16 protein-coding genes are annotated in these 13353 nt (G+C 45.6%); 7 read left to right on the forward strand and 9 right to left on the reverse strand.

Features of this window, described 5'->3' with window-relative positions; genetic code table 11:
• From ACFSRY_RS18330 to ACFSRY_RS18340, 3 genes are all read left to right on the forward strand, one after another.
• Positions 1-880: universal stress protein (locus ACFSRY_RS18330; RefSeq protein ID WP_377511427.1), on the forward strand; the 880-nt coding region annotated here is incomplete at its 5' end.
• A gap of 104 nt (positions 881-984) precedes the next feature.
• Positions 985-1869 (forward strand): diacylglycerol/lipid kinase family protein, encoded by an 885-nt coding sequence (locus tag ACFSRY_RS18335; RefSeq protein ID WP_377511430.1) that lies wholly within the window; start codon positions 985-987, stop codon positions 1867-1869.
• Positions 1870-1941: 72 nt separating this feature from the next.
• Entirely contained in the window at positions 1942-2289 is a 348-nt protein-coding gene (locus ACFSRY_RS18340) for a translation initiation factor (protein WP_377511434.1), read from the forward strand.
• Positions 2290-2295: 6 nt separating this feature from the next.
• Here the strand turns inward: ACFSRY_RS18340 and kdsB are convergent, their stop codons facing one another.
• The 5 genes from kdsB to ACFSRY_RS18365 form a co-directional block, all read right to left on the reverse strand.
• The gene (kdsB, locus tag ACFSRY_RS18345; protein WP_377511437.1) at positions 2296-3027 is read right to left on the reverse strand and encodes a 3-deoxy-manno-octulosonate cytidylyltransferase; all 732 of its coding nucleotides are present in this window, start codon (positions 3025-3027) and stop codon (positions 2296-2298) included.
• Positions 3028-3093: 66 nt separating this feature from the next.
• Complete coding sequence (locus tag ACFSRY_RS18350; protein WP_377511440.1) at positions 3094-3801, reverse strand: DNA alkylation repair protein; 708 nt, start codon at positions 3799-3801, stop codon at positions 3094-3096.
• On the reverse strand, positions 3798-4142 hold the full coding sequence (locus ACFSRY_RS18355) for a hypothetical protein (protein WP_377511443.1): 345 nt from the start codon (positions 4140-4142) through the stop codon (positions 3798-3800). The genes ACFSRY_RS18350 and ACFSRY_RS18355 overlap by 4 nt, the downstream gene beginning before the upstream one ends.
• A gap of 59 nt (positions 4143-4201) precedes the next feature.
• Positions 4202-4543, reverse strand: coding sequence for a hypothetical protein (locus ACFSRY_RS18360; RefSeq protein WP_377511446.1), 342 nt, complete (start codon positions 4541-4543; stop codon positions 4202-4204).
• 32 nt (positions 4544-4575) lie between these two features.
• Entirely contained in the window at positions 4576-5928 is a 1353-nt protein-coding gene (locus tag ACFSRY_RS18365; RefSeq protein ID WP_377511449.1) for an NfeD family protein, read from the reverse strand.
• Positions 5929-6024: 96 nt separating this feature from the next.
• Here ACFSRY_RS18365 and ACFSRY_RS18370 point away from each other — a divergent pair, with 96 nt between their 5' ends.
• The 3 genes from ACFSRY_RS18370 to ACFSRY_RS18380 all read left to right on the forward strand — a co-directional run bounded on the left by ACFSRY_RS18370 (position 6025) and on the right by ACFSRY_RS18380 (position 8759).
• Positions 6025-6801, forward strand: coding sequence for a DUF4905 domain-containing protein (locus ACFSRY_RS18370; protein WP_377511452.1), 777 nt, complete (start codon positions 6025-6027; stop codon positions 6799-6801).
• A 12-nt stretch (positions 6802-6813) separates the two neighbouring features.
• Positions 6814-7788 carry a LysM peptidoglycan-binding domain-containing protein gene (locus ACFSRY_RS18375; protein ID WP_377511455.1) on the forward strand — a complete coding sequence of 325 codons (975 nt, stop codon included), beginning with the start codon at positions 6814-6816 and terminating at the stop codon, positions 7786-7788.
• Positions 7789-7982: 194 nt separating this feature from the next.
• Positions 7983-8759 (forward strand): TIGR02757 family protein, encoded by a 777-nt coding sequence (locus ACFSRY_RS18380; RefSeq protein ID WP_377511458.1) that lies wholly within the window; start codon positions 7983-7985, stop codon positions 8757-8759.
• Positions 8760-8765: 6 nt separating this feature from the next.
• Here ACFSRY_RS18380 and ACFSRY_RS18385 read toward each other — a convergent pair whose 3' ends face one another.
• From ACFSRY_RS18385 to ACFSRY_RS18400, 4 genes are all read right to left on the reverse strand, one after another.
• Positions 8766-9149: a DUF3037 domain-containing protein gene (locus tag ACFSRY_RS18385; protein ID WP_377511461.1), complete on the reverse strand. Its 384-nt coding sequence runs from the start codon at positions 9147-9149 to the stop codon at positions 8766-8768.
• Positions 9127-9927, reverse strand: coding sequence for a HipA family kinase (locus ACFSRY_RS18390; RefSeq protein WP_377511464.1), 801 nt, complete (start codon positions 9925-9927; stop codon positions 9127-9129). Before ACFSRY_RS18390 ends, ACFSRY_RS18385 begins: the two co-directional genes overlap by 23 nt.
• A 63-nt stretch (positions 9928-9990) precedes the next feature.
• Entirely contained in the window at positions 9991-10458 is a 468-nt protein-coding gene (locus ACFSRY_RS18395) for a GNAT family N-acetyltransferase (RefSeq protein WP_377511468.1), read from the reverse strand.
• Positions 10459-10582: 124 nt separating this feature from the next.
• Positions 10583-11968, reverse strand: coding sequence for an MATE family efflux transporter (locus ACFSRY_RS18400; protein ID WP_377511471.1), 1386 nt, complete (start codon positions 11966-11968; stop codon positions 10583-10585).
• 174 nt (positions 11969-12142) lie between these two features.
• Between ACFSRY_RS18400 and ACFSRY_RS18405 the strand changes: the two genes are divergently transcribed.
• The gene (locus ACFSRY_RS18405; protein WP_377511474.1) at positions 12143-13342 is read left to right on the forward strand and encodes a carboxypeptidase-like regulatory domain-containing protein; all 1200 of its coding nucleotides are present in this window, start codon (positions 12143-12145) and stop codon (positions 13340-13342) included.
• Positions 13343-13353 lie beyond the last annotated feature (11 nt).

The raw sequence follows: 13353 nt of genomic DNA on the forward strand, positions 1-13353 counted from the left end.
CGCTAATTCCATGATGAGAAGAATTTTAGTTCCTACCGATTTTTCAGAACATTCCAGAAATGCTTATGAAGTAGCTATAAGCATTGCCCGCCGTACGGGTGCAGCTATAAAACTACTGCATGTAGTGGAAATGCCCTACACCACTAACTATAGCTTTACAGGTAATTTCAGTGCCACCGGTGATACAACACTGACTGGGGATGGTATGGAGCAGGTATATGTGCTACAGATGTTGGAAACGACGAAAGGAAACATGCGCAGAATGGTCAACTCTTTTGATCATAAAGGAATCGATGTTGTGGAAGAAGTAGCCGTTGACAGACCGATCAGTAAGATCAGGAGAACAATTAAGGAAGATCAGGTAGACCTGGTAGTCATGGGGTCAAAAGGAGCAAGTGGATTAGATGAATTCCTGGTCGGCTCTAACACTGAAAAGGTTGTTCGTTCAGCGGAGTGCCCTGTGCTAACTATTAAGAAGCGTGATCCTGAATTTACAGTAAATGAAATTGTTTTAGCCTCTGACTTCAAGAGAGAAATTCGGCATGCTGTCGATAAATTCAATATGTTTCAGTCCTTGTTTGGGGCCCGGTTGCACCTGGTGTACATAAATACCCCTGGCGCTTTTGAATCGAGCGGAAACCTGAGAGATAAACTGGAGCACACAGCACAGAAGTATGGATTACAGAACTATACTATAAATGTTTACAATGATGTAATTGAAGAAGACGGGATACTGCACTTTGCAAACGACATAAAGGCTGATTTAATCATGATGGCAACACATGGCAGGACTGGCCTCTCACATTTGTTAAGTGGGAGTATAGCGGAAGATCTGGTAAACCACACCAACATTCCGGTACTCACTTTCCATCTGAAGTAGAAGAAATGGGAATACAAGCCTGCCCGGTGCCTTTAAGGGACCGGGCTTTTTTATTGTCAGCCGGAAAGGGTATTTTTGCAAGGTTAGTACCCTAACCTAAGACTATGAGTTCACGCCCCCATATACGCTTTATCATCAATCCGACCTCGGGTCCTAAAAATCGGGTAGATGTGCCTGCACGTATTGAAGACTTGCTGGATCGCAAGAAGTTTAAGTATGATGTTGTTTTCACAAAGCACGCAGGACATGCACCCAATCTGGCGCGCGAAGCTGCCGACAAAGGTTGTGAGATAGTTGTTGCCGTTGGTGGTGATGGTACGGTAAATGAGGTGGCCCGTGGGCTTGTATATTCTGAAACAGCATTGGGAATTCTGCCAAGAGGATCAGGCAACGGGCTGGCACGCCACCTAAAAATTCCAATGGGATTGGATGGGGCGCTGAAGGTACTCAACGAGGGACATGTATCTACAATCGATAGTGGGAGTATTAATGGGAATGCTTTCTTTACCACAGCAGGAATAGGGTTCGATGCTTACATCAGCTCGGTCTTTGCTGGCAACAAAAAGCGTGGGCTTCAAACCTATGTTGAACTCGTGATGAAGGAAGTGCTTAATTACAAGCACTTGCCTGTTAAGGCCAGTATAAACGACCATAGCTTTGATACCGACTGTTATGTGATGGCTTTCGCTAATGCCGCGCAATATGGCAACAACGCATACATTGCCCCTATGGCAGATATACAGGATGGTCATCTTGATGTGTGCCTGGTGCGTAAGCTGGATCTGATTAAGGCACTGCACCTGAGTTACTGTATGCTTACAAAGCAGCTGGCAAACGCTGACAGTGCCGAATACTTTAAAACAAACCACGTAAAAGTGGAGACAGACGAACCTATGATGTTCCATGCAGACGGTGAGTTCATGGGCAAGGCCTCTGAATTTGATGTTCAGATGAATCCGCTTTCCCTAAAGGTAGTGGTGCCAAAGTAAAACAGCGGATTGATGTTATATCATTACGGCTTAGGGGCTGGGTTAATAATGTATCACAAAAACTGAAAAACTATGAAGGATAAAAATAAGAAAGGCCGCCAGGGAGTAGTATATTCTACAAGTTCAGATTTTAATTACGAATACGATCAGGAGCACGAAGAAGCTACCCTGCCGCCTCAACAGCAGAATCTGAAGGTGATGCTGGATAAAAAATCACGTGGCGGAAAGCAGGTAACTCTTGTAACCGGTTTTGTTGGGACAGAAGATGACCTGAAGGAGCTCGGAAAGCTTTTGAAAAACAAATGCGGCGTGGGTGGTTCAGTTAAAGACGGTGAGATACTGATCCAGGGTGACTTCCGTGATAAAATACTTCAGGTTTTACAGGCTTCAGGTTATAAAGCAAAGAAAGCAGGAGGATAATTAACCCTATAAGTTCCTTACCTTCTCCAGGTCTTCTGGTGTATCAATGCCTACTGTTTCAAAGGTTGTGGTGGCAGTGGTGATTCGGAATCCATTTTCAAGCCAGCGTAGTTGCTCCAGCGACTCTGCCAATTCCAGTGCGGATGGAGGCAGTTGTGTTATCTGCTCCAGAATATCGGCCCGGTAACCATAAATGCCGATGTGCTTGTAGTATGTGTGCTGCTTATGCCAGATGTCGTTCGGTACGTTACGGCAATAGGGAATAGGCTGGCGACTAAAGTATAAAGCTTCCTGTGCTTTATTCAACACTACCTTCGGGGAGTTCACATTAAATAATTCCTCTGCCGTTTCCACTTTTTTTATAAGGGTAGCCAACTGGGTACGGGAGTCTTTGAAGCAGGAGACCACAAGATCGATCTGCTCCGGCCTGATGAAGGGTTCGTCGCCCTGAATATTAATAATATACTCATAAGGCTGGTCAAACTGCTGATAAGCCTCAAAGCAACGGTCTGTACCGCTCTGGTGATGTTCCGCCGTCATCACTACTTTTCCCCCAAATCCCTGCACATGGTCAAAAATACGTGCATCGTCTGTTGCAACTATCACTTCTTTAAGGCTGGAGCTTTTTGCCTGGTCATACACCCGCTGAATCATACTTTTGCCATTGATATCAGTTAAAGGTTTACCCGGAAATCGGGTGCTGGCATAGCGCGCAGGTATGATTCCAAGAACTTCCATAGTGTTCGGAGTGTAGGGTTTTTGATGCTTTTAAGTACTGCTCAAAGTTACGCAAGTATGGCTGGTTTAACAGCGGGCCCTTCTTTTCTTTTTGCCTATTTTTTGCAAAGACTCCATCTTTTTCAGGTATGTTAGGGCATCGGGTACTTTACAGGAAGTTTCTCCCATGTCCACTTTGACCATACCTATTTCCGATGCCGCTTGTTTGGCTGCGGCAGTTAAGCCCTCTACAAAAGTTCCTGCGGCAATTACAAAGCTATTCATGGTATAGCGCACCCTGTTGGGCTGCTGGTGAATAGTTGGTGCAATATGGCTGAGTAAACTCCCAAGGAAGGGTAAATCCAGCTTCTCGTCAGGCAGTATGTTAACTAAATTCGAAAGGGTTGACCAACCAGCGGAGGCAATGCCTTCATTGTCAGAATCTATCCACTCCTTGGCGAGCTCCCATCCATGGGCGCTCTCTGCAGCAAGCTGGGCAACGGTATACTCGCTTAAAAGGTACCAATGTGCTTTAGACACCCATTCTTGCAGATCAGCTTTGGTCATAGCTTTTTCATCAGCTATAAGTCCTGCAAGGTACATGGCATCTGAGTTGCCGGTCCTGTAAAGCTCTTTAGCTAACATGTGGTTCTTTTTTAGCTTTTTCTGGATAGGCTTAAGGTCTCCCACTTTAACCCCGAAAAATGGTTCTTTGGCTCCGTGTTTCAGAAGTACTTGCTTTGTGCCTGTGTCACCGAGCTCCGACAGCTGCTGCATGATTTGTTCTAATGTCACAATTTTTCCCTGATGTCCAGGATTTTAATCTTGTTCCTGTTGACGTTGGTTTGGCAGGTTTTCACCGATCTGTTATAGTTAATAAATTTTACCTCGACCTCTGTCGTAAAATTTTCCTTATATGAAGCAGCTATATCTGATTCATTTACAGGCTTATGATACTCTTCTCCAATTTGTAGTGTAAAACCACAACCATCGACAGCATAATCTCCGGACCAGGTTAAAGTCGCATCAGCTCTCTCAAGAGTGCCTCCATCTAATTCATCATCTTTGCTGCAGGAGGTAAAAAGCATTACTCCGGTAAAGAGGGCAAGGGGCAGAAGTTTTTTAGTCACTTTCATCGTATCTCTTTTCCCATAGGAGTCGAAATAAGCTCTGATGGTTGCAGTGGCCAAAAATTTTAAATCTCCTCAACAGACACAACACGTATAGCATCCATAACCCGCGGCTGTGGTATCATTCCACAGCGCCTGTCAATCGGTTCCTTCAGAGGTATGTAAGATAGCTGAACCTGTGTGCTGTCCCTTTCTTTATATTTGGCCGGAATTGCGTCTTCGTTTTCTGGTAAATAATTTTTTCCATCTATCACTACCTCAAAACCACATCCGTCTGCCGCAATTTCACCCGTCCATAAGAGGGTAGCTTCAGTGGTCAATCTGGTTTCGTCTTGTGGGGAGTTATTCTGGCAAGATAACATAGTTACGGCTGTAAGTACTGTTACAAGAAGGGGTGCAATTCTCATGGATGGTATGGTTATGTTTAGGATACTAAATTTTACGAAACCCGCTTTACACGAAGTGAAAAAGTGCTCTGATCAATTACCTGCACTGTCTCTCCCTTCTCAATAAAACCATCACGAGCCTGTGCATCATATAAAGTGTCATCTATCATAACACGCCCTGAGGGGGTCATACGGGTATGGGCCACGCCCGTTCTTCCTATCAGGTGCTCAACAGTATTGCCTGAGCGATACCCCTCTTTACTGCTGAAAGTATTACTTAAAATTACACGCTGAGCATGCTTGCTGCTGATAATGCGGTTCCAGGTTAGGGCAATAAGGACAGCAGCTCCCAACATGCCTGCTACAACAGAAACCAAGCTTTTCGCAAGCCTGTCAGAAGGTACAAAGGTGAAGTCAAAGTTCTGGTTGTTAACCATTACCAGAACCAGCGAAACAAACACCAGTATGATACCACCTATGCCTGCAATTCCGAAGCCGGGAATGACAAAAACTTCGAGCGCTATAAGTATAAGCCCTGCTACAAATAGCATGATCTCCCAGTTCTCCGCCAGTCCGTTCAGGTAATACGGAACCAGGTAAAGAACACCTGCCACCAAAGCAGCCAGTAAGGGAAATCCTATGCCAGGTGTCTGCAGTTCAAAATAAAGGCCACCCACAATTATAAGCAGCAGAATTCCGCTGATAAATGGATTGAGAAAGAAGGAAACGATCTTATCTGTTGTGCTAAGCTGATACGTAATGATTTCTGCGTCCAGCAGGTTCAGGTCTGCCAGCACACCTTCCACATTAACGGCTACGCCATCACAAAACCCTAGCTTTATTGCCTCTGTGGTAGTAAGGGTAAGGACTTGTCCGGCTGATAAGGTAGAATCTACACTGGCCTCCACCATTGCCTCTGCTAAACGTGGGTCTCTGCCGTTAGCCTCAGCCGTAGAGCGCATAATAGAACGCATATAACTCTGGTATTTGCCTGGAGCAGCCTCGCCGTCGGCACCAACCACCGTGGCAGCACCAATGTTTGCCCCGGGAGCCATGTAAATGCTGTCGCAGGCCAGGGAGATTAGAGCCCCTGCCGAAGCGGCATTCTTATTGATGAACACATAGATCGGCTTCGGGTACTCCAGTATCCGCTTCCTTATTTCATCAGCATCATTTAAAGCACCTCCAAAAGTATCGAGCACAAGCAGCACATGATCGGCTCCGACCTCTGTTGCTTCTTCCAGAGCCAGTTCTGTATAACGATTGGTGCGGGGATCTATCTCAGAATCAATCTCCATGATAAAGACCTTAGTCTTAGCCTCCTGGGCCACGGATATGATGGGTAACAGCACCAGGCATAGCAGGTAAAACAGGTGCAAATGCCAATGCTTTGGATAGGATTTCATAATTTAGGGCAGGTTATAAGGGCCAATAAGGCATAAGATAATAAAAATACTCCAGCTATCGCTACGCTACTCTTTAAATACGAATTTGCAGCTCCAGTGTGGCGCATCCGCCTGGATACTTCGGCTTTTAACCTGGCCCTGGAAATAAGGGATGCAGATTTACTTCTGGCCTACTACTTTACTTTGTCAGCTTCAGATTTTACTATCAGGCAATTACCAGTACCATCTGCCCAGGCATGGTGGAAAGGGCTGGAGGATACACAAGAAGGTGTGGTTTACCTGCATGGCTACGGCGACCGCAAGGTAGGCCAGCACAAAGGGATCATAGCCATGGCTGCAGCTACTGGGGAAAGGATATGGGAGCAGCCGGAGTTAGCATTCTATGGCGTTGTTGCAGATGGTGTTTTAGCATATCCGGCTACAGCTCCGGAGATTTCTTTTCAGTTGCTGCATCCTCGTACGGGGCAGCCATTAAAGACTGGCCTGCGACAGCAGGATGCTGCAGAACAGGCAGAGGCATTTAGTGTACGCAGGTACAAGAACTGCACCTATCCGGCGTTGTACAAAGAAGGGGAGGCGTATTTTGAGCAGGTGCGGGATTTCCTGGAGGCGCAACTTGGAATTGTACCCGTTAAGGCCGTAGAGTACGCTGAAACGGATGCGGCTTTAGTGGTTAGCTTCTATGAAGATAAGGGAGAAGCAGGTTTAACAAATTTTGTGGCTGTATTTAACCTGGAGGGGGATTTACAGCTAAAAGAAAAACTTGGAAGCGGATTGAGTGGCATTGGTTCAGATACTTTTTTTATCTTTAACCTCAATTTATACTTTCTGCAGGACAAGCAGATTTTGAAGGTATATCGACTTTTAGCATAGTACAATTTTACCATGGTTCGATCTTTTTTAGTTACTCTTATAGTAGCACCCTTGCTTTCTTTCTCGGCAAATGCCTTTGATGTATCGTCTGTACGTGATTCCGTTGGCATAGCGCGCAAAAACGGAAAGCTGTTTGTGCAGCACAAGGTAGAACCGAAGGAAACACTTTACGCCTTATCCAGAAAATACAGCATTCCCGTGTCTCAGATCGTGGATGCAAATCCTAGCGTAGAGACGACGATAAAAATAGGAGAGATTGTTTTGATCCCTCGTAAAACAATAACTTCCAACGCTGTTGCATCTGCAGTTAATACAGTTCCTGTTGCTACAGGAGCCCCTGCAGCCCCTGCAGCCAGTAGCCGTACCTATACAGTGAATGAGACCGGCAACAAGCTGCATACAGTGGAGCCTAACCAAACGCTCTATTCTATCTCGAGGCTGCACAGTGTAAGCGTGGATGACATTAAGCGTTGGAATAACCTGAAGGATAACAGCATCAGCGTTGGAGCGAAACTGGTAGTAGGTAAAGGAATGGCGACTCCTACTAAAAAGCCTGTGTACGTGCCGGAGCCTGATGATGAAATGACAAAGGCCAAGCCAGCAGAGGCTGCGGATGCTACAGAGCCGGCTACTGCTGTTAAGCCTGAAGCAGCTACTCCTTCGCCGGCAAACGAGCGTGTGGAGGCAAAAGAGGAGAAGGAAGATAGTGAAGTAGTGAAGCGTGTGGTGGAAAGTGGCATGGCTGAGATGATAGATCCGAAAGCTGATACTAATAAGTACCTGGCCCTTCACAGAACAGCTCCTGTAGGAACCATCATGCAGGTGAAAAATGCTATGAACAACCAGATAGTTTATGTGCGTGTTATCGGGAAGCTTCCTGAAACCGGGGCAAATGATAAGGTTGTAGTAAAAGTTTCTAAAAAGGCATATCAGAAGTTAGGGGCTGTAGACCAGAAGTTTAGAGTAGAAGTATCATACATGCCATAAAACTTTAAGAAGATTTTGCAAAAGCCTGAGCAGAAATGTTCAGGCTTTTTTGTTGCAACAGACCACAGTTATGTAGGAGTTATTATAATAATAGTCTTTCTAACTAAGGATACTTGTTGGCTTTGCTGCTCTGAAAAAAGATATTATAAACAATCATTCAAACTAAATTCCCTCTAACTCCCGTAGAGTATCTCATGGAACAAGATTACGCCACCATAAAAGCTTTGCTAGACGATAGGGTAGAGAAGTATAACCAACCTGATTTTATACCCAATGACCCTGTTTCCATTCCACATCGTTTCACTAAGAAGCAAGACATCGAAATCAGTGGGTTGTTTGCAGCAATACTGGCTTGGGGACAGCGTAAGACCATCATCAACAACTGTATAAAACTGATGAGTCTGATGGATAGTGCTCCGCATGATTTCATCCTTCATCATCGGGAGCATGATTTGAAGCGCTTTTTAGGCTTTAAGCACCGCACCTTCAATGACACGGACTTACTTTACCTGCTACACTTTCTGAGGTGGTACTATGAACAGCATGAGAGCCTTGAAACTGCTTTTACAGGGGAACAAAACGAATTGACATCTCAAAAGGAACGACTGGAGCATTTCCATACACTGGTATTTAGCTTAGAGGATGCGCCTCAACGCACAAGAAAGCACATTGCCACTCCTGCCCGTAAATCTGCCTGTAAGCGCCTGAACATGTATCTCCGATGGATGGTGAGAAAAGACGATTGCGGGGTAGACTTTGGTATCTGGAATACAATGAAAATGAGCGATCTTGTATGCCCTTGTGATGTGCATGTGGAACGGGTAGGCCGCAAGCTTGGTCTTATAACCCGAAAAGGCATGGACTGGCAGACGGCTGAAGAACTAACAGATCATCTGCGGGTTTTTGATCCTGCTGACCCGGTAAAGTATGACTATGCGCTATTTGGCTTAGGTATAGAAGAGAAGTTCTGACATCACCTACTGCACCAGTTGGGCATATAATTTTTCCAGCGTTTCCTGTGGGTCTGTGCAAAGCCCGGGATGAACAGGGGAAGTTTGTACCACAGTGCTGCGTGTAGCTGTAAGCCACCGGAAACGCGAAGCAATTGGCAGAGCTCCTATCGTGCCTCCGTCCTTACCGCCCGCACAAATGCGCTCGAAAGCTCTCAGGCGCTCCCGCAATTCCTCCACATCCATCTGATCAGAAAATGCGCAAAGACGTTTTTCATTCAACTCACATTTCGTTTTAAGGAATCCCTTTGAGGAGCAATAAACTATGACCCCCACGTTGATAAACTCTTCCCGCTCAACGCACGGCACTACGCGAATTACGGCGTACTCAAACAAGTGCTTTTCTTGCATGCTGTGCTTCATTAATAAATACTTCTGTATGTGCCAGTCGTGTCTCTAAGAATTTTGTATAAACCTCCCGGTGCTCACCCACGGATTCAAAAGGGGAGTCTATGGTTTGCAGCCACTCGTCTGGAATAAGCGCGACAATATTCTGAATGCGTTCTGGTGTAAGAATTTCTCTAAACTCCTTATCTACAAGTTCAAGTTCAGTGGCTTCCGGCAATAAAACGTGGTCTTTTACTTGTACAAATGGTCGCCTTGCCTGTTCCTCCCAGTTGTACCCTGCATGATGAAAGTATAACGATGCGCCATGATCAATTAACCATAGCTCCTTGTGCCACATCAGCATGTTTGTGTTTCTGGGCGTGCGGTCTACGTTCATCACCAGGCAATCCAACCAGACAATCTGTGAAGCTAGTCTGGTATCTACTGTGGTCACAAGCGCATCAAAGGTAATGGCACCCGTCAGGTAATGCAACGCAAGGTTTAAACCTTCGCTGGCCCGGAGTAAATCCTGTATCTCTTCATCAGGCTCTGTGCGGCCAAATGCTTCATCCAGGGTGGCAAACACTAACTCCGGTACTTTAAATCCAAGTATACGGGCAATTTCACCGGCAATAAGCTCCGCAATGAGTGCTTTTATACCTTGTCCGGCACCCCTGAATTTGAGCACGTAAAGGAACTCATCATCTGCCTCGACAAGGGCTGGCAAAGAGCCTCCCTCACGCAGCGGCGTAACATACCGTGTTACCTCTACTGTTCGGAGTTCTGGTGGAGTATACTTCATAAGTTGATATCAATAGTTCTGGTCCACAATCTCCGCCTGCAGTTCTGCCTAAAATTAAGTGACTTATGCTTCACTGGCTGTTTTTAGATCTTTCTGCATACAGACACTGCTTTCAACGCCGGCATACTGTCCATAGTTTGGAATAACAGCGTAACTGCTTTTCTGGTAAAGTCTGATTGCCGGCGTTTGCTTTAGGCCTGTTTCTAGGATACAAGAAGAATAGCCCAGTTCTGCAGCCCAATTTTCCAGCTCCTGAAGTACAAGACCGGCAATTCCCTGGCCCCTGTGCTGCTCCGATACGAACATTCGTTTGATCTCGGCAATACCTGGTGTGTAGGCTTTAATAGCACCACAACCTACAGGTATATTCTCTTTATAGGCCACGATTACATGGCTTATATTATCAATTTTATTGAATTGAGCGAAAAAGGAGTGCTCGTCGCCATCTCGCTTCTTCAGGTCCTGGTCAAGTAGCACTATTAGCTGGCGAAAGTCTTTATTATCTGAATCTGTTCTGATGAGTCTGAGCATCCTACTGTCCGGGCTACAAAGTTCGTGCGGCAAGTATAAGGAAGAATTATGTGATAAACTGCTTTGTATGGGCAGAAAATCAGATAAAGGTTAGTTAAATCTTCTGCTCTTCCACACAGATTGCTTATACCTTAACCCGCTTCCAGGTGCCGCGCCGGAACAACCATCCACTCACAACAGCATGGAAGGAGTGACAGAATGCAATGGCGATAAAAATTCCTGTGGCTGCTAAGTTAAGGTAAATGGCAAGCGCATAAGCAAGTGGTATCTCAAGAAGCCACAACACGACAATATTGATGATAGTGGGAGTTCGTGTATCGCCGGCGCCGTTAAACGCCTGTACCATCACCATACCTAAGCCAAAGAAGATGTAGCCAAGGGTTATGATCTGCAAGGCCGTTGTCGCGATACTGATTACTTCAGGATCATCGGTGAAAAAGGCAGAAAGGTGCTCGCCAAATAAGATAAATATACCTGTAACAGCAGCCATAAAAATCATGTTATACCTTGCCGTGAGCCAGACTGCTAACTCAGCTCTTTTCGCTTTCCTGGCTCCCAGGTTTTGGCCGACAAGGGTAGCAGCAGCCGAAGAAAGTCCCCATGCCGGCAGGAGCGTGAAGATAATGACCCGAAACGCAATGGTATAACCCGCAAGAGCATTACTACCGAACTCGGCCATAATTCTGGTCAGAAAGATCCAGCTGGCAGAGTCGATGAGGTATTGCCCCACACCACCGGATGAAACTCTAAGAATCCTGATGATGACAGATAAACTAACCATTAAGTTGCTGCGCACGATCTTTAGCAGATGTTTGCCATTAAACAGGTGATAAAGCTGGTAAATTACCCCTAGGCTTCTGCCGATTGTCGTTGCCCAGGCTGCACCAGCTAGCCCAAGACCCTCAAAGCTGCCAATGCCAAAAATCAGGAGCGGGTCCAGGATGATGTTCGCCCCATTTGCCAACCACAGGGCCCGCATAGCCAGGTGCGGCTGTCCTGCCCCACGAAAGGCACCGTTGATCAGGAATAGTAAAATGATAGCAACGTTGCCGGCAAAAATAATCTGGGCATAGGAGACCCCGGTTGTAATTACTTCTGGTGCTGCTCCCATTAAAGCCAGCATCTCGGCCGCATAATAGGTCGCTATGCCTCCCATCAGCAGCGCCAGGACCACACCTGTTACAATCAGTTGAAATGTTATGCTTCCTGCCTCGTGGTAGTTCTTTTCTCCAACTCTACGCGACACCATTGCTGTGGCCGCTATACTTATGCCCATCCCAACAGCGTAAATAACCATCAGCACAGATTCTGTTAACCCTACTGTGGCCAGGGCGTTTGATCCTAGTTTCCCTACAAAGAAAATATCCACGATAGCAAACATTGACTCCATCACCATCTCCAGGATCATAGGTATTGCCAGCAGAATTATACTCTGTTTTATGCCCAGTACAGTATAATCCTGCTCCTTACCCTTCACAGCAGACCACACGAGATGCAGAAAGTTTTTCATAGTTTAGATAGATGTACCAGGTGTAATAATCAATACTAGTTCTGTAGCAATTAGTATTAACTGCTAAGGCTCAAAAGAACATTAGCTGCGCTGGCTCAAATGTTAAAGAAAGTTAAAGTTTAGCCTTGTTGAACAACAATTCTTTAAATTAAGCTTTCAACCAGTTGTTTCCAGATGCTTAGACTAAAAATCCTGTTATTGCTGCTGTTGCTCGTCTCCACTGCATCTGCCCAAAAGGTATTGCAGGGGAGGGTAATTGATGAGCAGACAAATAAACCTGTAGAGTTCGCATCTGTTTACCTGAACAATACAACGAATGGTACCCACACTAATGACAAAGGAGAGTTTAGGCTAGCTGTAGGAGCAGGTACGTATGAAGTGGTTGTCTCTTTTATGGGGTACGAGCCGGTTATTTTTGAAGCTAAAGGAAATGAACTGGCACCCTCTTACTTAGTTAAACTAACACCCAAAGCTTATAACTTAGGCGAAGTAGAAGTAACTGCTACCCGTGACAAAGAATGGTACTATAACCTGGCGGTATTTAAAGAACATTTCCTTGGTAAAAGCAAATTGGGCAATCAGCTGAAAATCTTAAACCCCGAAGTGTTAGTTATCACCTTTGATCCTCAGGAGAGTGTACTGGACGTGCAGGCAAAGGATGTACTGCTGATTCAAAATCCTGCATTAGGTTATACAATTGAATACCTGTTGACGGACTTCAAGCTTTATTTCAGAGACAATTATTCTTACTTCCTTGGCTATCCTAAGTTCACGCTGATGGAGGGTGGCAAAGGGAAACAACGCCGCTGGCTGAAAAACAGGGAGGCGGCCTACAACGGATCTTTCATGCATTTTGTGCGGGCGCTGCGAAAGCAACAGTTAGAAGAGCAGGGATTCAACCTGCGCCGCCTGTACCGTTTGCCTAACCCCAACCGCCCTACTGATGAAGAGATCGCCGCAGCCCGTGCAGAATTAAGAGAAAGAGCTAAAGGAGGCACTGTAAAACTCGAAGGTGAAGTTGGGGAGGTCTTATCCCGAGCCAGTTTACCTAAGTATATTGAAAAGCTGGATAAAAACCCTGTGCCGTACAATGCCTACCTTAGTACAGAAAACGGGTTAGCAAAACTGGCCTTTGATGACTTCCTGCAGGTCGTGTTTACAGGAGAAAAAGAAGAACCAGGCTACCTGCTGCAGTTTAAGGAAAGAAAAGCAGGTAAACCTACTTACCAGACTTCTGTTATATCACTTGATTCAGGAAGCATATTTTTAGAGGAGAATGGCAGTGTTTCTGAGCCCTTGCAAGTGGTGCTGGAAGGTTACTGGGGCTGGGAAAAAGTAGGAGAGATGCTCCCCCTTGACTACAGGTTAAATTAAATTTTCTTATT

The sequence above is a fragment of the Pontibacter locisalis genome (genome assembly GCF_042684605.1).
GTDB lineage: Bacteria > Bacteroidota > Bacteroidia > Cytophagales > Hymenobacteraceae > Pontibacter > Pontibacter locisalis.

Bases quoted from the DNA above. Each gene is read 5' to 3' on its own strand.
- ACFSRY_RS18360 (WP_377511446.1), bottom strand. From the start codon at position 4,543: ATGAGAATTGCACCCCTTCTTGTAACAGTACTTACAGCCGTAACTATG.
- ACFSRY_RS18375 (WP_377511455.1), top strand. From the start codon at position 6,814: ATGGTTCGATCTTTTTTAGTTACTCTTATAGTAGCACCCTTGCTTTCT.
- ACFSRY_RS18400 (WP_377511471.1), bottom strand. From the start codon at position 11,968: ATGAAAAACTTTCTGCATCTCGTGTGGTCTGCTGTGAAGGGTAAGGAG.
- ACFSRY_RS18405 (WP_377511474.1), top strand. From the start codon at position 12,143: ATGCTTAGACTAAAAATCCTGTTATTGCTGCTGTTGCTCGTCTCCACT.
- ACFSRY_RS18355 (WP_377511443.1), bottom strand. From the start codon at position 4,142: ATGAAAGTGACTAAAAAACTTCTGCCCCTTGCCCTCTTTACCGGAGTA.
- ACFSRY_RS18340 (WP_377511434.1), top strand. From the start codon at position 1,942: ATGAAGGATAAAAATAAGAAAGGCCGCCAGGGAGTAGTATATTCTACA.
- ACFSRY_RS18390 (WP_377511464.1), bottom strand. From the start codon at position 9,927: ATGAAGTATACTCCACCAGAACTCCGAACAGTAGAGGTAACACGGTAT.
- ACFSRY_RS18380 (WP_377511458.1), top strand. From the start codon at position 7,983: ATGGAACAAGATTACGCCACCATAAAAGCTTTGCTAGACGATAGGGTA.
- ACFSRY_RS18385 (WP_377511461.1), bottom strand. From the start codon at position 9,149: ATGCAAGAAAAGCACTTGTTTGAGTACGCCGTAATTCGCGTAGTGCCG.
- ACFSRY_RS18365 (WP_377511449.1), bottom strand. From the start codon at position 5,928: ATGAAATCCTATCCAAAGCATTGGCATTTGCACCTGTTTTACCTGCTA.
- ACFSRY_RS18395 (WP_377511468.1), bottom strand. From the start codon at position 10,458: ATGCTCAGACTCATCAGAACAGATTCAGATAATAAAGACTTTCGCCAG.
- kdsB (WP_377511437.1), bottom strand. From the start codon at position 3,027: ATGGAAGTTCTTGGAATCATACCTGCGCGCTATGCCAGCACCCGATTT.
- ACFSRY_RS18335 (WP_377511430.1), top strand. From the start codon at position 985: ATGAGTTCACGCCCCCATATACGCTTTATCATCAATCCGACCTCGGGT.